Origin of the sequence: Paenibacillus sp. FSL P2-0173 (assembly GCF_038008045.1) — a bacterium.
GTDB lineage: Bacteria > Bacillota > Bacilli > Paenibacillales > Paenibacillaceae > Paenibacillus > Paenibacillus polymyxa_B.
On record NZ_JBBOYK010000001.1, the window covers coordinates 1,429,647 to 1,450,534 of the forward strand.

Below are 20,888 nucleotides of genomic sequence, written 5' to 3' on the forward strand. Positions count from 1 at the left end.
AGAGCAAGCATTATGTTAAAAAATAAAAAGGACTGATTACTGGGCTTCGATCTCGTCACCAGTAATTCAGTCCCTTTTATGATTATCTTTCGCTCCATTTGGAAGCAATCACTTCGGTTTTACTTTCTATGAGATCCATGACTTCCTCGCGCCGTTTCGTCTTGAATAAATCAATCATGTCGATCAAGTCGTTGCGGTCTAATAATTTAACCCCGTTGACAGCAGCAAGTGTTTTACAGGATTCCGTGTACCGGCCGGAGGTGATGACGAGGGACTTGTCAGCTGCATAATAACGCATAGAGGTATAGATCTCCTGCACTGCTCCCAGGCCTACCGGATGTTGTACCCCATAACGTTTGGCCTGTATGACTACTCTGACGCCTTCACGGTCTGTAAAAACCAGATCCGCTCCAAAATCCCGGCTACTGGTTGTTTTATAGATGTCCTTATAGCCAAGCGCGGATAATAACCGTTGCAAATAAAGTTCAAATTCCGAGCCATCCTCCATACGATCTATATCCTGAATTCCAATTTTGCGTGGGTCCAGATCACGTAAAATCCGATTTCTGCGACTACGTATCAGTCCTCTGATGATGAGCGCAAACAACACTAAAAGTACAATGAGTCCTATTCCTAATTCCTTGTATGCCAATAATTTCTCTAGCAACATCCAACTCTCCCTTTTCTACCATAAGCGTAGCCATATCATCCTTGACAGGACACTCCCCTATGCACGCTGGCACCCGTATTACATCTGTGTTATCACATAACAATAGCCCCGCCAGATTCGACGGGGCTATCTTCGTCTTGCCTCAAAGCTGTCTAAACTCCATACTCCGCATCATTATTCGCGATTCAGCAAAGATTCTCCGGCAATACCAGGCTGAGTCATTTGGTACGGGTCCAATATAATGTCCAGCTCCTCCTCGGTCAGTACATTGTACAGCAAGCACAACTCACGCACCGATTTCCCAGTCGTAATTGCTTCGCGAGCAATACGTGATACCACCTCATATCCAAGATGCGGATTAAGCGCTGTAATAATGCCTACACTGTTCTCTACATATTCACGACAACGCTCCACATTCGCTTCAATCCCTTCCACACAATGAATGCGGAAGACGTGGAAGCCCTGCTTCATAATTTCCAGCGATTGCAGCAGATTGTAGACCAGTACAGGCTCCATCACATTCAGCTCGAGCTGACCAGCCTCTGAAGCCAAGCAGATTGTATGATCATTACCAATGACCTGAAAAGCAATTTGGTTAATGACCTCACACATCACCGGATTTACCTTGCCCGGCATAATGGATGACCCTGGCTGACGAGCAGGCAGACTCAGTTCTCCCAGACCTGCACGAGGTCCGGAAGCCATTAACCGGATGTCATTTGCCACCTTAGACATATTCATCATACAAATTTTCAAGGCAGCAGACACTTCAGTATAAGCATCCGTATTTTGTGTAGCATCTACAAGATTTTCGTCAGCTTCCACAGGGAAGCCACTGACTTCTGCCAGTACCTCTGCGACACGCTGAATATAACGACGGTCTGCATTCAGGCCAGTACCCACCGCAGTTGCACCCATATTAATCGTTAGCAGGTGCTGCTTGGTCGCACGGACGCGTCCGATATCACGACCCAGCACACGCGCATAAGCCTGAAACTCCTGCCCTAATCGTATGGGCACTGCATCCTGCAAGTGAGTCCGGCCCATTTTAATCACACTATCAAACTCATTTGCCTTCCGGGAAAATGCTTCCTGAAGCTCACTCATGGTAGCTAACAGCTTATCAATCATACTTAATACAGCCAAGTGTACGGCTGTAGGAAAAGCATCGTTCGTCGATTGCGCCATATTAACATGATTATTAGGACTGATCTCCTGATAATCTCCGCGTTGCTTGCCAATCAGCTCCAACGCACGGTTCGCAATCACTTCATTTGTATTCATATTAATGGACGTGCCTGCGCCGCCCTGAATCGGATCGACGATGAAATGATCATGCAACTGTCCTTGTATAATCTCATCAGCAGCCTGAATAATGGCCTCTGCTTTGGGGCGATGTAAACGGGTTAGTTCCATATTTACCGTCGCTGCTCCCTTTTTCACGATCGCCATGGCTTTAATCAACTCAGGGTGCAGTCTTTGGCCTGTAATTGGAAAATTTTCTTTTGCTCTCAGCGTTTGTACACCGTAATAGGCATCTGATGGCACTTCCTTGGTACCTAAAAAATCATGCTCCAACCTCATATTCTCTGATTCCTCCGCTGTGTTTGCTACGTTCTTCAATTCAGTACACCCAAATTGACATAAAAAGACCTTTTCTGATCCCCTCTTTATTATACGTTTCTATTCCCGTGCTTTTCCAGTCGAATAAACGCGGAAAAAACTATGTAATCCTATGACAAGTTATGATTACCCGTATATACCACAATTATTCGGTAAATGCTCAGCTATGACTAGAATACAGATTTAATGGCTTATAATAATATCGAGTGGCATGAAGCTGACCATCGGCTGATTGAGCATAACCCGGAATAACACCAGCTTCTACGAACCCGATCGACTCGTATAGTCCATTGGAGGGGTCACCCACCCGCGTATCGAGCACCAGTAACGTTCTATCCTGACTTAGTGCCTCTTCTTCCGCTACCTTCATTAACTGTCGTGCGATCCCCAGTCTGCGTCCGGACGGATGCACCATAAGCTTTGCAATTTCCGCACGATGAATAGCGTTAGCTTTTTGAGCCAAATGCAGCTGTACCGTCCCTACTGGTACTCCGTCCTTCTCAGCAATCCACAGAACTACACCGTCCTCAAGTACATTGTTCCAATAAGCTGCTGCTTCCTCATAACCTAATGGGGGTAAGAAACCTATAGATGCACCGTCTGCAACCACGTCGATTAACAGTCGACTCAGTGAATCTGCCAGGGCTTCGCTCAGAGCTTGAACAGGGTAGACTCTCATTTCGTTAGACATTGTGATTCCTCCCGGTGAGTTCGATAACATACAATAAAGAAAGCAAACTATCTTTTGAGGATAGCTTACTTTCCATAATACTTCGTTTACTTCATCATTCTTATTTCCATTACTGCTCTGCCATATAAAAGAACTCCCACAGATGACCATCCAAATCCTGAAAGCTCCATCCATACATAAAACCATGATCTTGAGGTTCGTTCGAGGGCTTGCCGCCTGCTTCCAAAGCCTTGTGGACGATCTCGTCCACCTTTTCTCGGCTCTCTACCGATAAGGCAACAATCGCTTCTGTACTTTTTGTAGCATCTGAAATTTCTTTTGTCGTGAACGCTTTAAAACGTTCTTCAACCAATAACATGACAAAAATATGCTCACTAACAACCATACAGGTTGCATGTTCATCAGTGAACTGAGCGCTGAATTCAAATCCGATGGTAGTGAAAAAATCAATGGACTGTTGCAGGTTTTTAACTGGTAAATTCACAAAAATTTGTTTAGCTGTTACTCCCACGACATTTCACCTCTTCATTCGTCATTCATTCTACTTTATCATACTACCTCTCCACAAAAGATAACTTAACTATCGTATAAAGTCAATCAATCTGACATTTGTGTAATGAAGTCTCCTATTCCCAATGTAGCTTATCCAGTGTGCGTGATAATACAATCGCTGCTTCTGCCCTCGTCACAGATGTATCCGGGCCAAAACGGCCTTTCTCGTCTCCCTTCATAATACCTAGTCCAGACAAAGTCTTCACAGCCGGAGCTGCCCATGTAGAGATCTCCTGCGCATCCGATAATGATACAGATATACTTTCACTCACTTCTCCTGTATGTTCTTCTGTGTTCCCAGCGAAGCGCAAGGCTCTCTCTATGATCACAGCCAGTTCCTCCCTCGATACCGGTGTATTAGGACGGAAGCTTCCGTCAGCATAGCCGTTGATCAGCCCGGCTGCTGCTGTGGTACGTACGGAATCCGCATACCACGATTCGGTTTGAACGTCGTCAAAGCTCGTCAGCGTGCGATCTGTACGCTCCAGTCCAAGCACACGAACCAGCATCGCTGCCAGTTCAGAGCGTCGCATCTGGCCTTCAGGCTCAAAATGCATGTTCGCTAAGTCCCTTTCATGAGTCGCACTAGCTGTAGACGCTGTTGAATCGGTCCCCGTCACAAGCAGGCGAGTCGCCAGCCGTGTAATGTCTTGCTGCGCCCAATGGCCGGATATATCCATGAACGTTCTGACTTCACCAGAAGCCCCGCCATCAAGCACAGCGTAAGTCCCTCCCGAACGTCCATACACGGTTATTTCCTCACTCGCAGCGTGAAAAGGAACAGGCTGATAGGACAGCTGTCCGGCTTGGTTGGTCGATACCTTCACTACAGCAAGCTGGTCTGCATCGACCGTTGCAGGAACACGTAACAGATAACGTTCATACCCACTACCAGAGTCTCCGTTACCTGCCAAAAGCTGTTTCCGTCCATCCTCGTTTCTCAGCTCAGCGGCGATATCCAAAGCCTGTAACAGTTTGCGCCCTGTCGGAACATCCAAGCGTTTAGCCAATTCTTCGTTCAAAGCGACGGAAACATTCAAGGAAATTTGTTTTACAGGCACCTGCCAGGTATCAGCCAGTTTCTGAAGAGACAAACGACTTGTTGCTACTTCATATCCACCTTGTGGCGTTTCCACTCGAAGGGTATGAATACGGTCGTTCAAGACGGCTCCCAAAGCTTCACCGTTTAAATGAACCTCGTACGTCCTCGCTTCTACTTGCTCCCCTGCACGGATCACAAGCGTACCCTTCGCGCCATTTTGAATGGCCTTTTGTATTTCAGCAGCTGTTACTTGAGCAACTGCCTTTTTCAGTCCGTTTTGCTCCACTCCGATCATTAAAGACTTGACTTGCACCACATTTGTACCAGACAGGCTGCTTCCATTGGGTACACTACTGGCAGTCTGACCCTGCCCATTTACCGTTCCATTCATGTTACTGCTACTGCTATTCCCAGCGTTGGCGTTTCCAACGTTATCCTGCTGATCCTCATCGTCATCGTCATCGTCATTTCGGCCACTCCCACCATCTGTTGGTGGTTCTTCCGTTTTGCGCGGCAAATCTATTTGCGCAACCAACGGATCATGATCGCTTACCCGCCCGTCCGCCGCACTAAAGTCTGCATTCATATGAACGATATCCAGCACGGATGTTTTGCTCAGTGACGGGCTGACCAGCATATGATCCAATGTTTGCGAGTTACCTTCATAAATATAGGAGTACCGTTCCTTTTCATCCAAGTTGTCAATCAGATTGGTCAATCCCTGCCCCCGTAGCAAAGCCAGCGTTTCCGAAAATTGAAAATCATTCAGGTCACCGAGCACCACTATATTGGCCTTAGGGTTCACTTGCAGTACCGACTTTACAAAGCCATTCACAATCGTTGCAATCTTCGCACGCTGTATTTCGCTGCTTCGCACAGGTGGCTGAATTCCTCCAAATGGCGCTTGATCGCCCCCTTTGGAATTAAAATGGTTAGAGACCACAATCACCTGCTCGCCTTCAAACTCAAATTCAGCGGCCAACGGCTTGCGCGAGTCTTCAAATGACGCATTCAGGGGATCAATCCGACCCGGGTTGAGAGAGAGTCCCTGCACTCCATAAGTGACAGACGTAACTGAATCCCCCTTGGGCTTGTCGGTCAGCGTAACACGTTGCGGATTGTACAAGAAGCCAACACGGATGTTGCCACCGGGGGCACCGCCATCCTTATTATTTTCAGGGGCAATATCTGTAAAAGCGTACTCCGGGCCTCCATGAGCACGAATCGCCTCTATGAGCACTCGGAAGCTTTCGGAAGCGTCTGTGGTGCCATCGTCTTTCTCACCGTTATTATCCTGCACTTCCAGCAATCCTATGATATCCGGATGATTCAAATTTACGGCAATAGCCTGCCCCAGCTGATCTATTCGTTTTCCATCACCGGGATCGAAGTTTTCCACATTAAAAGAAGCTACTGTCAGCTTACGATCATCGCGTAACAAACGCGTGTTGGCTGGCTGGAGGCCGCCAGGTACAACATCCGGCATACGCTCTGGCAGCAGCTTATAATTGCTAAAGCTATAGCTCACCACACCTGTGATAGGACCCGCAAAACGATCGCCTGTCTTCAACGATGTCGAAGGCTTCGCATCAATCAGAATCCGTTGCGGGTTCAGACTTCTTTCTGTCAGCATGAGTCCGCCTGCCTCCGTTACAACCTCACCTGTGTTTGGACCGTTATCAATTCGGACTGGAATTTCATAACCATAAGGACCAATCACAGTGGCATCCTTCAACTCTACACGCATGCCTTCCAGGCTTTCGAAAAAGTCCAAGCCATCCTCCTGTGGATCAAACACCTTCATTCCGTCATTATCCACAACAGATGTCGGCATCACACGTCCCTGTTCACCTAGCAAAATTGGAGATGGCGATGGACGGTCATTGGCAATTACCTTAACCGAAGAAGCCACAATTTCTGTGGTCGTCAAGTCGATTGGCTTACTTGCATATGTTCTTTCCGTGTATTCCTTCACCGAACCGCTAACCCTTACCTCATCCCCTACCTGTGCACCGTGACTAGGCTTGTACACTAAAATGGCCTCGGATGTTTTTTCATCCTGATCCACTTGATCATCCATCTCTTGGATATAGAAGCTGCTCCCCTTCACCATTGTGACAACGCCTTCAATATCCGCTACTTTTTGTCCTTCATATGGAGAACGGTGTGCTACCCCCTGTATATCGTGGATGCGAAGCTTTTTAGGAAAATAGACATCTGCATATACACTTGCCCCTACAGTTACGGGTGAAGGTTGCACCTCTTTTCCTGCAAAAGATGCAGGCTCTGCCGAAGCTTTTCCACTGGACAACCCTACCGGCCCTCCAGCTGAAAGCACCAGTATGACACTGAGCCATGTGATTCCGAACCTTTTTAATTTCGTGGGTAATATTTTTACTATGTATTCTTGTTTCATCAAAAGATACTCCCCTCCCCATTTTTACTATGATTACGCTTACAAATATATTCTTCTTTTAAGATACCATAAATTAGTCAATTTAGTACCTGAATTATGTAAGGATTTTGAAAAATTCGATTCCAGTCGCTCCAAAGTGCAATATATAGACGCACTAGACCACTTCGGTCTATATATTGTTCATTGGAAGTCGCTTATTGGATGTTTGCAAAGCCATCATATAAAAATGAATTCTTCCTGCCGTAGCATATTCAGATCAAATTATTGTAAACTTGTTCTAATACAGAAAAAGGTGGCACATACGCTATGGAGCATTTGCTTAACGATCAGGTTAAAAACATTCAAATCAGCGGCATCCGCAAAATCGCCAACAAAGTTGCCGCATTACCCGGAACCCTGTCATTAACGATCGGACAGCCGGATTTCCCTACCCCTGCGCATATTATGGAAGCAGCCCATCGGGCCATTAACGAAGGACGCACCTCCTATACACCTAATCCAGGACTGCCGGAATTACGAGAAGCCGCAGTGACGTTTGTAGCTCGTAAATACGGCCTGAATTACCGTGGACAGGATGAGGTTATCGTAACGAATGGAGCCAGTGAAGCGCTGGATATTACTTTACGCACGATTTTGTCACCCGGCGATGAAGTTGTTCTACCTGTCCCGATCTACCCAGGGTACGAGCCATTGATCCGTTTGTCAGGCGGCATTCCTGTGTTTGCCGATACCCGCAGTAGCGGCTTCAAGCTCACGGCCGAGGTGCTGGAGCCTTATCTGACCGAACGGACAAAAGCAATCATTCTCGGATATCCTTCGAATCCAACCGGACGAGTGATGAGCCGTGAAGAACTGGAAGCGGTCGCGGATTTACTGAAGGAGCGTGATCTGTTTATCATTTCGGATGAAATATACAGTGAACTGATTTACGATACCCCCCACGTGTCCATTGCAGCTCTACCAGGTATGCGGGAGCGTACCATCGTCATCAACGGTCTGTCCAAATCACATTCCATGACGGGATGGCGCATTGGTTTTACACTTGCACCCGCTGAAATTACACAGCACATGGTCAAAGTCCATCAGTACAACGTAACCTGTGCCAGCTCGATTAGCCAATATGCTGCCCTGGAAGCCTTGACCACTGGTGTCGATGATGCACTTCCGATGCGTGAGGAATACCGCAAGCGTCGTGATTATGTACATGGAAGGCTGACAGACATGGGTATCCCGCTGGAGAAACCCGAGGGAGCCTTTTACCTTTTCCCTTCCATCGCGCATTTTGGATTAAGCTCTATGGATTTTACCTTGAAGCTGCTGGAAGAGCATGGAGTGGCTGTCGTACCTGGAGATGCCTTTTCTTCCTATGGCGAAGGATACATTCGCTTGTCTTATGCTTACGGGCAGGATGTGCTGGAGCAAGGGTTGGATAAAATAGAGAGGTTTGTTAAAGGGTTATAGGGAGTTAAGGCGGGAGGAGGCGCTACGCAGTCCATTTGATCTTCCGATCGCCGTTGCGGTGGGATTCTTGAATTGGATAAAACATTTATAGGTAAGAATCCCACAGCAAAAGCGAACACTACCGCTTCTCCAGATTCAAATGGCCCGCTTCGCTCACTGCCCGCCTTAAAATCCCACAATTCTCTAACGTGTGTGGGAGACGCAGGGGTACGCTTTGCGCGGTGAGTAAACATAAAAAAGGCCTCTGAGCCACCCGTACAGGTGGCTCAGAGGCCTTTTCGCTCTTCCACTACTCCCACCGGCTATCGGCGTAGGGATTCATGGGTGCGTACCTTTAAGCACGGTGCAGCGGAGGGGGCGGAATGGTGCTGGACAAGCGAAGCGGTCGCCTTTAAATTGAGATTTTAACCTTTAAATATTCAATCATAAAAATCGGAATTTAACAGCGATGGTAAGCACCATCCACCACCGCAGCGACCTTTAAAGCACCAACCCCTAATCCCAACGCCACTCCCCTACTTTAAATGCATTTTGAATTGCAGGAACAATTCATTGTAATGAGCGAGCATGCGCTTGCCCAGATTGTTGTATACTTCCAGCTTGTCAGTAATTTCCGACGGAGGATAAAAACGCTCGTCACCAGAGATATCTTCAGGCAACAACTTCTTTCCATCCTCATTAGGTGTGGAGTATCCTACAAACTCGGCATTTTGAGCGGCTACATCGGGCTGCATCATGAAATTGATGAACTTATGGGCCGCATCCACATGCGTAGCGGTTTTTGGAATAACCATATTATCAAACCACAAGTTGGAGCCTTCATCTGGCACGATGTAATCGAGCTTCTCGTTCTCATCCATGATTTCAGACGCATCACCGGACCATACAACGCCGGCAGCAGCTTCCTCGTTTGCCAGCAGCATTTTAATCTCGTCACCGACAACCGCTTTGACATTAGGCGCTAATTTCTCCAACTTCGTCAAAGCCTGCTGTAAATGTGCCTCATTCGTATCGTTCAAGGAATAGTGAAGGCTGTTCAGTGACATTCCTACGACTTCCCTCGCACCATCAACCAACAGTAGGTTATTACGTAGCTTTGGATTCCACAGACCGTTCCAGCTATGAAAATCAATGCCTTTCGTCAGCTCAGGGTTAAACACAATCCCGACTGTACCCCAAAAATACGGTACCGAGTATTCATTATTCGGGTCAAACGAAAGGTTTAGAAAATGAGAATCCACATGCTTCAAATTCGGCAGCTTGCTGTGGTCCAACGGGAGCAACAAGTGCTCCTGCTTCATTTTAGCCAAAGCATATTCCGAGGGAACCGCTACGTCAAACGAAGTTCCTCCCTGCTCGATTTTCGTCAGCATCGCCTCATTGGAGTCAAAGGTCTGATAAATGACAGTAATCCCCGTCTCCTTCTGAAACCGTTCCAACAGCTCAGGATCAATGTAGTCTCCCCAGTTGTACACCGTCAGTGTGTTGCCACCGGAGTAGCCTTGACTGGAATTAAGCCATGCGGCCACCCCCATCAGCCCAAACGAGATGATGAAGATGGACAGAAACACGCGCACAAGTGACTTCATCTAGGCACCCCCATTTCTGCCGCAGGCTCTTTTTTACCATTACGATTCGCCTTGCGCATAATAAAGTAGTAACCCACCACCAGCAGCACAGTAAACAGGAAAATGAGCGTGGATAGCGCATTGATGGACAAGGAAACCCCTTGACGGGCACGTGAGTATATTTCCACCGATAAGGTCGAATAGCCACTACCTGTCACAAAAAAGGTCACCGCAAAATCATCCAGCGAGTATGTTAACGCCATAAAGAAGCCCGCATAAATCCCTGGCTTGATAAAGGGTAGAATCACCTTGGTCAGCACATCCATTCGGCTGGCACCCAAATCACGCGCGGCATCGACCAGAGATGGACTCATTTCCTGCAACCGCGGCAAAATCATAATGACCGCAATCGGCACACTAAATGCAATATGGGATAATAAAACGGAGTAGAAACCCAGCTTAATCCCGACCATCGTGAACAAAATGAGGAAGGAAGCGCCAATAATGACGTCCGGGTTCACGATCAATACATTATTGAGCGACAGCAGCGTATTCTTGACTCGACGGTTCTGCATCTGATGAATAGCCAGCGCACCCATGATGCCAATAATCGTAGCTAACGCAGACGACAGCAGAGCAATCACCAAGGTGTTAATGACAATAATGATCAAGCGAGTGTCTGCAAACACCTCTTTGTAATATTGAAGTGTAAAACCTTCAAACTCATGCATCGTCCCGCCACTGTTGAAGGAATAGTACATCAAATACAAAATAGGTGCGTACAACACGAGAAAAACAATCACCAAATAAATATTCCCGAATCGGTTTTTATTTACCATGCCGCACCCTCCGTTTCGTTCCCGAGGTGAGCAGCATAATGATCCCCATCGCCAAAATCAGGAACACGGCAACCGTAGAGCCCATACCCCAATCCTGAGTAACCAGAAAATGCTGCTCTATCGCCGTCCCCAGTGTAATCACACGGTTACCTGCAATCAGGCGGGTAATCATAAACAGCGACAACGCTGGGATAAACACAGCCATGCAACCGGATCGCACACCCGCAAGCGTTAACGGGAAAATAACCCTGCGAAACGCGGTCCATTTGGAGGCTCCCAAATCACGGGCTGCGTCCAGCAATGACGGGTTTAGCCCTTCCAGCGCGTTATAAATGGGCAAAATCATAAAAGGCACAAAAATATAAACCGACACAAACACAAAGCTGGAGCTGGTAAACAATAATTGCTGACCACCCAACCCAACCATACCTAACACCGCATTCACCGGGCCATAGGTACCAAAGATCCCTATAAAAGCATACGTTTTGAGTAGCAAGTTAATCCAGGTCGGCAAAATAATAAGCAACAGCCACAGTTGCTTATGCTTGGTGCGTGTGAGCAAATATGCTGCCGGGTAAGCAACTAACAGTGAAAATACAGTGATCAGAAATGCATACCAGAACGAGCTAAGCGTCATGCTCAAATAAACAGGTGTCAGAAACTGAGCGTAGTTGTTGAAGGTGAGATGACCATCCACATCAAATAATGAATAGTAAAACACAAGTACAACCGGAGCTGCCACGAACAGCACAATCCATAAATAGTAAGGCAGCAGATACGCTGCTCTTGTATTACCGGACATGCTGATCCACCTCTTCATAGGCTTCCAGACGCCGATCAAATTCTTCCTCTGTTTCCCCGAACCGCATCACATGGATCGCTTCCGGGTCAAATCGCAGACCGATTTCACTGCCCAGCTCCGCCTTTTTGGTAGAATGTACGAGCCACTCCTGACCCGAATCATCATAGCAGCTTATTTCATAGTGAACACCACGAAACAATTGGGTATCCACTTTTACACGTAGCTTGCCTTCAGCCACACTCGTAATCTCCAAGTCCTCTGGCCGGATCACAATTTCAATAGGTTCGTTCGGACGTAATCCTCCGTCGACACACTCAAACTGTCGACCGTTAAATTCCACTTGATAATCCGCAATCATCCGTCCTGGGACAATATTGGACTCGCCGATGAAATCAGCAACAAACCGATTGATCGGCTCATCATAAATATCATTAGGCGTACCACTCTGCTCAATCTTGCCTTTATTCATGACAAAAATTTCGTCCGACATGGCCAGCGCTTCCTCCTGATCATGCGTAACGAAAATAAAGGTAATTCCAAGGCGCTGCTGCATTTCGCGCAAAATGTACTGCATTTCTGTACGCAGCTTTAAATCCAGTGCAGACAACGGTTCATCCAACAAAAGAACATCAGGCTCATTGACGATAGCCCGTGCGATGGCTACACGCTGACGCTGTCCCCCAGACATCTCAGAAATTTCTCGCTCACCGTAGCCTTCCAGATTGACAAAGGACAACGCCTGTGTCACCTTCTCCTGAATGTCCTTTTTGTTCATCTTTTTGATGCGCAGACCAAAGGCTACATTTTCAAACACATTCAGATGCGGAAATAGCGCATAATCTTGAAAAACCGTATTGACCTGCCGCTCATTGGCTGGAACACGATTAATGAGTTTTCCATTCAAATAAATAGAGCCTTCTGTCGGCTCCGCAAAACCTGCAATCATACGCAGAATCGTCGTTTTACCACAGCCGGAAGGACCCAGCAGTGTATAAAATTTACCACGCTCAATCTCAAAGCTAACGTCCGCCAGCACTGGGGGATCGTTGTCATATTGCTTGGTCACCCGTTCAAATCGGATGATGGTTTGCTCTCCCATAACACCCTCCTTCAAAAATTCGACTTCATTCCATTTCATTCTTTTCATTAAACATAATTATTCAGGGCGTATCATTTACCCTTGAGACTTCCATGTAAAATAGTCTGTCAGCACACGAATGGCTACACCAATCGCTTCCTCCGCAGGTTCCAGCTTCGCATGATGCAAACCATAAGGCGTATCAACACCAAGCCAGAACATCAGACCGGGAATTCGCTCCAGAAAATACCCAAAGTCTTCTCCGGTCATCGCTTCTCCGCATTCAATAAGCTGCACATCCTGCCGATTACGGACCCAGTTCATAAATTCCTCGGTCACCTGAGCTTCATTGTACACTTGCAAATAGTTTGAGCCATAGTGAATCTCTGCATGGCATTCAAATCCAGCTTCAACACCGCGTACCAGCGCTTCAATCCGTGATTTAACCAGCATCATTGTATCGGCTGACAACGTTCGAATCGTACCCTCCAAACGGGCGGTTTCCGCGATAATATTTTGCTTCGTGCCTCCGCTAACCTTACCCACGGTAATGACCGCTGCATCGAGTGGATTCACATTACGGGCTACAACCGTCTGTAATTGTCCCACCAGTTGGCAAGCAGCTACTACCATATCATTCGCCTTGTGTGGATACGCAGCATGCCCGCCCATACCCTTCAGGTCGATGAAAAGCTCCGACGTATTGGCAAATAGGATGCCCGGGCGAGTCGCAATGGTACCGACAGGATATTCAGGTGCAACATGCAGCGCGACAATTTCATCGGGTATCCAGTCTGCCAGCTCCATGCTGTCCCGCATAGGCAAGGCTCCGCCCGGCCCTTCCTCAGCAGGTTGAAACAGCACAACCAGGTCATCCTTAATCGGATGGCTTGCAAAGTGAGTAACAATTCCCAATCCAATCGTCATATGTAAATCGTGTCCACAAGCATGCATATAGCCGGGATGGTTCGAACGAAAATCGTACCCTGTCTCTTCTTCAATCGGTAAACCATCCATATCACAACGATATCCATAGCGGCGTTCAGGAGCTGTTCCATGAATGAACACTAACACGCCCGTACGCCATGTACGAATTTCCAACCGCTCCTGAGGGAGCGTTTCCAAATAATCCAGCAAATATTGCTGTGTTTTGTATTCCTCAAAACCTGGCTCGGGAATTTGATGTAAATCTCTTCGTATTTGGACAAAAGAACGATAGTCGACCGTACTCATTACCGCTACGCCTCCTCTTTATAGCTCATCAGCTCTTATCTGGCAAAAGAACAAAAGGACAAAAGCCCGGCGCAGCCGCCGAGCCTTGTCCGTTGTGCTTCGTCCCTAAGTTATGCTGTCAGTGCATCATGCTTCTGACAAGGAATCGTTCACCTTTGGTACATAAAAAACTTTTGCCTTCTTACAGAACGCGCAGTTCTTTCAAAATCTCAGTTTTAGATTTGGTCTTATCGTCGACCTGTTTGATCACACGTGCAGGTGTACCCGCCACTACGGAGTATTCAGGCACATCTTCAGTTACGACAGCTCCGGCTGCAACAACTGCACCTTTACCAATTCGCACGCCTTCCAATACGACCGAATTCGCACCGATCAATACATCGTCTTCTACTACAACTGGCTGTGCAGATGGTGGTTCAATGACACCCGCCAGGACAACGCCTGCACCGATGTGACACATGTTACCTACTTTAACACGACCGCCCAGCACAGCATTCATATCAATCATCGTGCCTTCACCAATGGTGACACCGATGTTAATCACTGCACCCATCATGATGACTGCGTTGTTACCGATGCCAACCATATCACGAATATATGCGCCTGGCTCAATGCGGGCATTGATGCCTTTCAGATCGAGCATAGGAACAGCAGAGTTACGGCGGTCATTTTCCACCACATAGTCTTCTTCTTTCGCGTTTGCGCTATCCAGTACAGGCTTGATATCAGCCCAATCCCCAAATACAACACCACTGTCTCCAGAAATAAAAGCTTGAACATTCTCGCCAAAAGATGCGGTAGCCAAAGCTCCTTTTACATATACTTTAACAGGCGTCTTTTTCTTGCTGTTTTTAATCACGTTGATGACTTCTTGTGTATTCATTTCGATGGACATAGTAAATCTAACAACTCCTTCATCGCTTCATACGACTTCGCAAGCCGGAATGATCTTATTCTCTCATCCTTTATAGCACAAAAGTGCAGGTCTCGCAATTATAGATTAGACCCTTATAGCTCTAACCTAACCCTTAAAATAACAATTTTCAGCGGCATGACTGCCTTAAATTCATGATTGTAAGCCGCCGACCACCCCAACACCAAAGAGGGTTATTTATTAGCTTGCAGGCTCTCCAGCGATGTATAAATGAAGGATTCGAATCCTTCAGCAGGTTCACCTTGTGGAATGTTCACTTTCACGATGAAACCGCCTGTTTTATTTTCTACAACAATATATTGCTGTGTCATCTTCGAACTGCTCGCTTGTAAGAACAGACGGCTACTGGATAACGCTTCAGGTATGGCTGCTTTGTCCAGCTTTTGCACCTTACCGATGGAAGCTAGATCCTTCTCACCTTCTTTTTGAAGCTCATCCAGATTAAAATCGGAGGGCAGCTTTGTAATTTCAGCATAATAGTTATCATCTACAGCCAAGGCAACACGGTTTTGATCGGGAAACAGGGACATCGGATCAAACACATACAGTGAATATCCCTCTCCTTTTGCCAATGTTGCTGTCTGCTTTTCCTTTTTTCCTTCAAGGGTAAGCTCAAAAGCTTGAGTTTTCGAGCGTTCCCCGCCTACTGCTTGACTGGAACTTCCGTTTTGACTGCTATCTGTTGCAGCCTCTGTTTTTTGTATTTTCGTTAAAGTCAGTTGCTTCGCCGTCGCGTCGCCCTCTACTGCTTTTTCGTTGTATTCAAACGCTACTGTATCGCCTTCTTTAAGTCCAGCTATTACCGTGTCCAGTCCCTCCCCCAATTGGAAGGATTGGGCTTCGCCATTGGTTTCAATTTCAACCGTATGGGGGTCAGCAGCTCCATTGTATACACCTGTGCCTTTTTTAACCTCCGGCTCAGCGATTGGCTCCGGTTTAACTTGCGGCTGCTGTTGCGTTTGCGGTTGGTCTGACCCTTGAGGTGCGGTGTTATTGGTTTGCGGTTTCGTTCCACAGGCTGACAGAGCCAGCACTGCCACTACAGTCAGTAGTATGATTGAAAATGTGTTTTGTTTTTTCATAAAATCCACCTCCACTATGATAGACGAGCTTGTGCAGCAAAAGTTCTACGCAGCATCTCACTTAAAATCCTACCTCCTGCTCCCGTTTATAATATTCTCAGGATTTTGCAAAATCCTAATACCACGGGAATGTCAGGTACGGTATAATGGGCTGTATTAAACCTATTTTTCGAGATACCGCTTGGAAAGAACATAGACGTATTTACTTTCTTCCATACGGATGGAGCTGCCACATGAATCAAGCACACAAACCGTCGTTTTCCTTTGAATTATTGTACATCGTAGGTATTATCGCTATTTCGTTCTCCTCGATCTTCGTAAGATGGTCTGAAGCCGAGGTGTCCGTCATCGCTATGTACCGTTTGTACCTAACCAATCTGATCATGCTGCCTTTGGTCTGGAAGTACCGCACTGAGCTGTTTAGCCTGACCCGCAAGCAGTGGATGCTGATCCTCTGGTCCGGCATTGCGCTAGGGCTGCATTTCTTACTCTGGATGGGCTCACTGCGACTGACCACCGTTGCAAGCTCTACCGTTATTATGACATTGGAGCCGATCCTTGTCATGCTCGGTTCTTTTTTGTTTTTCCGGACGGGCACGAATCGTGCTATGCTCATCGGAATGGGTATGGCTTTTATCGGCTCACTGGCCATCGGAGCTGGAGACTTCAATGTCTCGGGACAAGCCCTGCTCGGGGACGCACTGTCCTTCTTGGGTATGGTAGCCGTGTCCATCCATATGCTGATGGGCAAGCATCTGCGCGAGCATTTGAGCGCGTTTGTGTATAATTTTTGGGTTTTCGCCATCGCAGCCACCTCACTTGCGCTGTATAATGTGGTCAATGCCATTCCTTTTACCGGATACGCTCCACGGGAATGGGGACTGTTCCTGCTGCTTGCCATTGTGCCTACGCTGTTCGGACATTACCTGTTTAACTGGCTACTCAAATACATTAACGCCACCGCGGTGTCGATGGCGGTACTCGGCGAACCCGTTATTTCTTCCCTGCTAGCTTGGGTGCTGCTCGGGGAAAGGCTGTCTACTTTACAATTTGGTGCAGGCTTTTTCATCCTGTTCGGGGTATGGATTTTTATCCGATACGGAGCGGATTTTAAAAAGAAAGTCATCCACCAAAGTGAGTTGCCCGACACTGAGCATCCCCTGAAGGCCAGCTCTTAACTTATTTACCCCATTTTCATAAACCATACTCAACGGATTAAATTTACTGTTAAATAAAGGAAGGCGGAATCCTCTATGAAATCCATCGTATCCAAACGCTGGCTGCTGGCCCGATTGTATGAGCCGGACATGATCATTGCTGACTGCCGTTCCCTGCTCGGACAAGCCGGGGCTGGACGGACTCAATTTAATGAAGACCATATTCCAGGGGCGGTTCACTTCGATTTGGAAGAAGACCTTACTGCTCCTCTTGGTGAGCATGGTGGTCGCCATCCATTACCTGATGCGGATACACTTGCCGCACGTCTGAGTCGTGCCGGGATCAACGCATCTTCACGCATCGTCGCTTATGATGACCAAGGCGGTATGATGGCTTCCCGCTTCTGGTGGCTCCTGCGCTATCTCGGGCATGAGCAGGTGTACGTACTGGAAGAAGGCTACAGTGCCTGGAAGGAAGCAAAATTCCCCGTTACGGCAGATCAGCCGATTCGCATTCCCTCGACCTTTGTGGCAAATGTTCAGCCACAAATGCTCACAAGTATGAAAGAAGTACAACATATATCCGAAGATTCTGCTCCTGTTGGCTCCTATATCGGTTTTTCACCTATACTGATCGACTCCAGAGAGCGGCCGCGCTACCTGGGACTGGAAGAGCCCATAGATCAAGCTGCGGGGCATATCCCCGGTGCGGTGAATTACTTTTGGAAAGAAGTATTGGACGAAAAAGGCAGCTTTAAAAATGCGGAACAATTGCAGCAGCACTTTGCCGACCTTGATCCAAACGCAGAAATTATCGTGTATTGCGGTTCTGGCGTATCCGCCTGTCCCAATGTACTGGCCCTGAATGAAGCTGGATTTAGTAAGGTCCGTTTATATCCGGGAAGCTGGAGCGACTGGATCAGCTATGAGGAGAATCCGGTGGCGACCGGAGAGGAATAAAAAGTTTTCAACGGATATACAGGTTCTAAAGACAAATACACTGTCCTAAGCGATTAGGCTTACGGCAGTGTATTTGCTTTGTTCAAAAAGCACAAAAAATCAACTTGAGATAAGTGAAGCATAAAACGATGTAGTTGAAGTTGCTTGCTTTTTTGAATAGCTATCCAATCTTTTGAACAAATATATATCTTAATTCATATTTTTTCTGTTGTTTTTCTGCATATATCAGAGTTTCTCTTATGGAACCCGTTTCTAATATATTCAAATCATTAAAATGTCCTTTTAAATCTTCTTCAGTAAAGAAGTGAGCATATTTACCTTTCTTGTATTCATATGTTCCTTCTTCAATTTCCCTACCCACACCATTATTAAAATCACAATCAGAAAAACATGTGAAATACATTACTCCCAATTCCTTCAAATGCTTCACGCAATTCTGTATCAGTTTTTTTCGATCTTCTAACAAAAATAAATGCAATAAATCATAACAATATATTCCATCATACTTTTGGCATGTACTAAACTCTAATACCGATTCTTGAATAAAATTCGTTTTTAAGTCCCATTCTTTTGCTAGATCTATAGCTGAACTAGATATCTCAATTCCATCAACCTGAAAATAAGAAGAGAACGCCTTCGTATTTCTTCCATATCCAGCACCAGGAACCAAAATATCATGTACATTATTCTTTTTGAACAAATCTATAGCTTGGGTTACAGTTTGACTTGGTTCACAACCCCAAATCATCCCTTCTTCAGTAAATCTTTTGTTCCAATAATCCCCCATATGATTCACCCGCCTATATACTCACATAGCTTTTCTTTTAAGTTCATCAATCTGTCTGATATGATGTTGATCATGCCAGATAAAATCTCTTAAATATGATATTACAGTAAACTTCCCGTTAGCATATTCTTTAGTAAACTTATCGTCTTCAAAACTCTCTATACTCTCCAATATCATGTTACGGTACTGAATAGTCATTTTAATTAATTCTTCTTTCGTTTTTGTTTTTCCATATTCAATAGCATCCTGATTAAATTGTTCAAAATCCATATGTGTTAATGTCAAAGGTTTATTGTTTAATATCGGATTTATTGCTGCTTCAAAAAAGTATTTATCCCACAGCAGTATATGACTTACGACATCCTGAACTGACCATTTACCTTCAGCAATCGTTATTTGCCAATCCATTTCACGAATCTCAGAAACAAAACCGATCCATTCTTTGAACTCCTCTAGTAACCGTGACTTCTCATTCATGGTATCACGCTCCTTTTTTCAAATTGCAATTATTTAGGATAACGTTTTTGTATTCACGCTCCCCCAAAGGGGTTGTCTGCTGAAAATCCTTTTTCGAGACTCCTTCTCGCAGACCTAGGCTCCGTAAGGAGATGCAGTTGAATATTAAGTATAGGATATCCACCACATTTTTTTGAGCTACTAACATCTTCTAATCCCACATAACTCACCTGATAAATAAGACGAATATTCTGTCCTAACCAAACCAGAAAATCACTCTTACATCTTCAGCATTCCCTAATTTCAATAATTTTGGAATTGTTTCATTGATGAAGTTCGAACATGTATTCATAATATTTCTGTATTCCATAAATTGATCACAATAATAATTTTCATCCCATTTAAAATTAATTAAATCCTTCAATAATAGCCAACTGTGGTCATAAAAATCATCTTTATCCTCGAATGCAACTTCACTCAATTGAGGGGAAATATCCACTGGAAGACCTCTTGGCAAAGATATAAACTTTAGATTATGATCATTCCTAGTATTCGATAGAATACTAAATAAATCATAGTTTCTATCCCCACTGTAAAATTCATAAGGATCACTTGGTTTCAATTTAGAAGTCTTGTGTTCTGGATACAGATAGTAATAAGGGTTAACAGTCCACTTATCTACACTTAACCAAGTAGCAGTATCATTTAATTCTTGCTTACTCTTTTTGATTTTTCTCCAAGTACCATCAATCTGTTCACATTCGTCTCTGAAGTACCTTTTCTCTACAAAAAACCAAATGTCTGTACCCACATATAGCCTCCCACAATGTTTTTTGCATACACCCTACTTTAAAAGTCCCTGTACCGTACCAAAGGAAATCTTCATATTAGGTGTTATACTAACCAAGATTTATCACTGAACTCTTTAGAAAAAGTTGCTTCTGCTTCATATTGTTTTTGATATTTTATTGGCTTGCTTAATTAATTCCATGCCTTTGTCAATGCCAGTATATGTTGATCCATTTGGTAGCAATGGAAGAAGCTTTAGTCCTAAATATCCAAAATCGCATCCATAATCTATGATCTTTACAGGTTTATTTATCTTCCAAACCCTTTGTATAAGAAATTCCAAGTAATCATCGTTATAGTACAACCAGCGGGTATTTCTTAGATAATCAATTTTATTGTCCCAGTAATATCAGACATAAAAATCCCCCTTGTTATTTAATTTGGCGATTTTCAGCTAACGTTTATGTATTTATCCCCCGAAAGGATTAAGGTGCTTCAGCACCGAGTCAAATACTTAGCCTTGCAAGGTTGATCGCCTGAGCCCCAGAGAGATAGCTTGGAGAAGTATAAATTTCCGAATTTTCAATTCGAAGATGTACATCTGCCCAACCAATATTACTTAGTGTATAAGTAAATTTCATGTATACTCTCCTTTTCAATATTACGGTTATTTCGGCTAACGTTTGTGTATTCACGAACATGAGAACCTTAAGGCTCTGAAGGAGCTGCCCGCTACATGGTTAAGTTC

The 20,888-nt window shown here is 45.5% G+C and carries 19 protein-coding genes and 1 pseudogene; 3 read left to right on the forward strand and 17 right to left on the reverse strand.

Annotation, left to right across the window (positions count from 1 at the left end; all coding sequences use genetic code 11):
- Nucleotides 1-82: 82 nt before the first annotated feature.
- The 5 genes from MKX30_RS06285 to MKX30_RS06305 form a co-directional block, all read right to left on the reverse strand.
- A complete protein-coding gene (locus MKX30_RS06285; RefSeq protein ID WP_028542537.1) occupies nt 83-670 on the reverse strand; it encodes a restriction endonuclease in 588 nt (195 codons plus the stop codon).
- Nucleotides 671-844: 174 nt separating this feature from the next.
- Complete coding sequence (gene aspA / locus MKX30_RS06290) at nt 845-2,254, reverse strand: aspartate ammonia-lyase (RefSeq protein ID WP_013311251.1); 1,410 nt, start codon at nt 2,252-2,254, stop codon at nt 845-847.
- Nucleotides 2,255-2,453: 199 nt separating this feature from the next.
- Nucleotides 2,454-2,984, reverse strand: a complete 531-nt coding sequence (locus tag MKX30_RS06295; RefSeq protein ID WP_076264705.1) for a GNAT family N-acetyltransferase — start codon at nt 2,982-2,984, stop codon at nt 2,454-2,456.
- Nucleotides 2,985-3,093: 109 nt separating this feature from the next.
- Nucleotides 3,094-3,495, reverse strand: a complete 402-nt coding sequence (locus MKX30_RS06300; RefSeq protein WP_023989581.1) for a VOC family protein — start codon at nt 3,493-3,495, stop codon at nt 3,094-3,096.
- A 115-nt stretch (nt 3,496-3,610) separates the two neighbouring features.
- Nucleotides 3,611-6,994 (reverse strand): S-layer homology domain-containing protein, encoded by a 3,384-nt coding sequence (locus tag MKX30_RS06305; RefSeq protein ID WP_076264706.1) that lies wholly within the window; start codon nt 6,992-6,994, stop codon nt 3,611-3,613.
- Nucleotides 6,995-7,300: 306 nt separating this feature from the next.
- On the opposite strand from MKX30_RS06305, the gene MKX30_RS06310 reads away from it, so the two are divergent.
- The gene (locus MKX30_RS06310) at nt 7,301-8,455 is read left to right on the forward strand and encodes an aminotransferase A (RefSeq protein WP_076264707.1); all 1,155 of its coding nucleotides are present in this window, start codon (nt 7,301-7,303) and stop codon (nt 8,453-8,455) included.
- A gap of 515 nt (nt 8,456-8,970) precedes the next feature.
- Here the strand turns inward: MKX30_RS06310 and MKX30_RS06315 are convergent.
- The 7 genes from MKX30_RS06315 to MKX30_RS06345 form a co-directional block, all read right to left on the reverse strand.
- Nucleotides 8,971-10,044: an ABC transporter substrate-binding protein gene (locus MKX30_RS06315; protein WP_028542540.1), complete on the reverse strand. Its 1,074-nt coding sequence runs from the start codon at nt 10,042-10,044 to the stop codon at nt 8,971-8,973.
- The gene (locus tag MKX30_RS06320; RefSeq protein WP_013311255.1) at nt 10,041-10,862 is read right to left on the reverse strand and encodes an ABC transporter permease; all 822 of its coding nucleotides are present in this window, start codon (nt 10,860-10,862) and stop codon (nt 10,041-10,043) included. Before MKX30_RS06320 ends, MKX30_RS06315 begins: the two co-directional genes overlap by 4 nt.
- A complete protein-coding gene (locus MKX30_RS06325) occupies nt 10,852-11,664 on the reverse strand; it encodes an ABC transporter permease (RefSeq protein ID WP_023989586.1) in 813 nt (270 codons plus the stop codon). The genes MKX30_RS06320 and MKX30_RS06325 overlap by 11 nt, the downstream gene beginning before the upstream one ends.
- Nucleotides 11,654-12,763, reverse strand: coding sequence for an ABC transporter ATP-binding protein (locus MKX30_RS06330; protein WP_028542542.1), 1,110 nt, complete (start codon nt 12,761-12,763; stop codon nt 11,654-11,656). The genes MKX30_RS06325 and MKX30_RS06330 overlap by 11 nt, the downstream gene beginning before the upstream one ends.
- A gap of 75 nt (nt 12,764-12,838) precedes the next feature.
- The gene (locus MKX30_RS06335; protein WP_023989588.1) at nt 12,839-13,975 is read right to left on the reverse strand and encodes an N-acetyldiaminopimelate deacetylase; all 1,137 of its coding nucleotides are present in this window, start codon (nt 13,973-13,975) and stop codon (nt 12,839-12,841) included.
- A 181-nt stretch (nt 13,976-14,156) separates the two neighbouring features.
- Nucleotides 14,157-14,870, reverse strand: a complete 714-nt coding sequence (dapD, locus tag MKX30_RS06340; RefSeq protein ID WP_076264709.1) for a 2,3,4,5-tetrahydropyridine-2,6-dicarboxylate N-acetyltransferase — start codon at nt 14,868-14,870, stop codon at nt 14,157-14,159.
- A 212-nt stretch (nt 14,871-15,082) separates the two neighbouring features.
- A complete protein-coding gene (locus MKX30_RS06345; protein WP_069080346.1) occupies nt 15,083-15,991 on the reverse strand; it encodes a hypothetical protein in 909 nt (302 codons plus the stop codon).
- A gap of 233 nt (nt 15,992-16,224) precedes the next feature.
- On the opposite strand from MKX30_RS06345, the gene MKX30_RS06350 reads away from it, so the two are divergent.
- A complete protein-coding gene (locus MKX30_RS06350) occupies nt 16,225-17,169 on the forward strand; it encodes a DMT family transporter (RefSeq protein WP_068942459.1) in 945 nt (314 codons plus the stop codon).
- 75 nt (nt 17,170-17,244) lie between these two features.
- Nucleotides 17,245-18,108 carry a sulfurtransferase gene (locus tag MKX30_RS06355; RefSeq protein WP_075154534.1) on the forward strand — a complete coding sequence of 288 codons (864 nt, stop codon included), beginning with the start codon at nt 17,245-17,247 and terminating at the stop codon, nt 18,106-18,108.
- Nucleotides 18,109-18,268: 160 nt separating this feature from the next.
- On the opposite strand, the gene MKX30_RS06360 is transcribed toward MKX30_RS06355, so the two are convergent.
- From MKX30_RS06360 to MKX30_RS06380, 5 genes and pseudogenes are all read right to left on the reverse strand, one after another.
- The gene (locus MKX30_RS06360; RefSeq protein ID WP_341062592.1) at nt 18,269-18,895 is read right to left on the reverse strand and encodes a class I SAM-dependent methyltransferase; all 627 of its coding nucleotides are present in this window, start codon (nt 18,893-18,895) and stop codon (nt 18,269-18,271) included.
- A 21-nt stretch (nt 18,896-18,916) separates the two neighbouring features.
- Nucleotides 18,917-19,372 carry a DinB family protein gene (locus MKX30_RS06365; protein WP_068942466.1) on the reverse strand — a complete coding sequence of 152 codons (456 nt, stop codon included), beginning with the start codon at nt 19,370-19,372 and terminating at the stop codon, nt 18,917-18,919.
- Nucleotides 19,373-19,607: 235 nt separating this feature from the next.
- Nucleotides 19,608-20,162 (reverse strand): hypothetical protein, encoded by a 555-nt coding sequence (locus MKX30_RS06370; protein WP_075154537.1) that lies wholly within the window; start codon nt 20,160-20,162, stop codon nt 19,608-19,610.
- Between the two features lie 138 nt (nt 20,163-20,300).
- Nucleotides 20,301-20,531, reverse strand: a pseudogene (locus MKX30_RS06375) (methyltransferase); the annotation flags it as partial.
- Nucleotides 20,532-20,646: 115 nt separating this feature from the next.
- The gene (locus MKX30_RS06380; RefSeq protein ID WP_256703474.1) at nt 20,647-20,781 is read right to left on the reverse strand and encodes a hypothetical protein; all 135 of its coding nucleotides are present in this window, start codon (nt 20,779-20,781) and stop codon (nt 20,647-20,649) included.
- Nucleotides 20,782-20,888 lie beyond the last annotated feature (107 nt).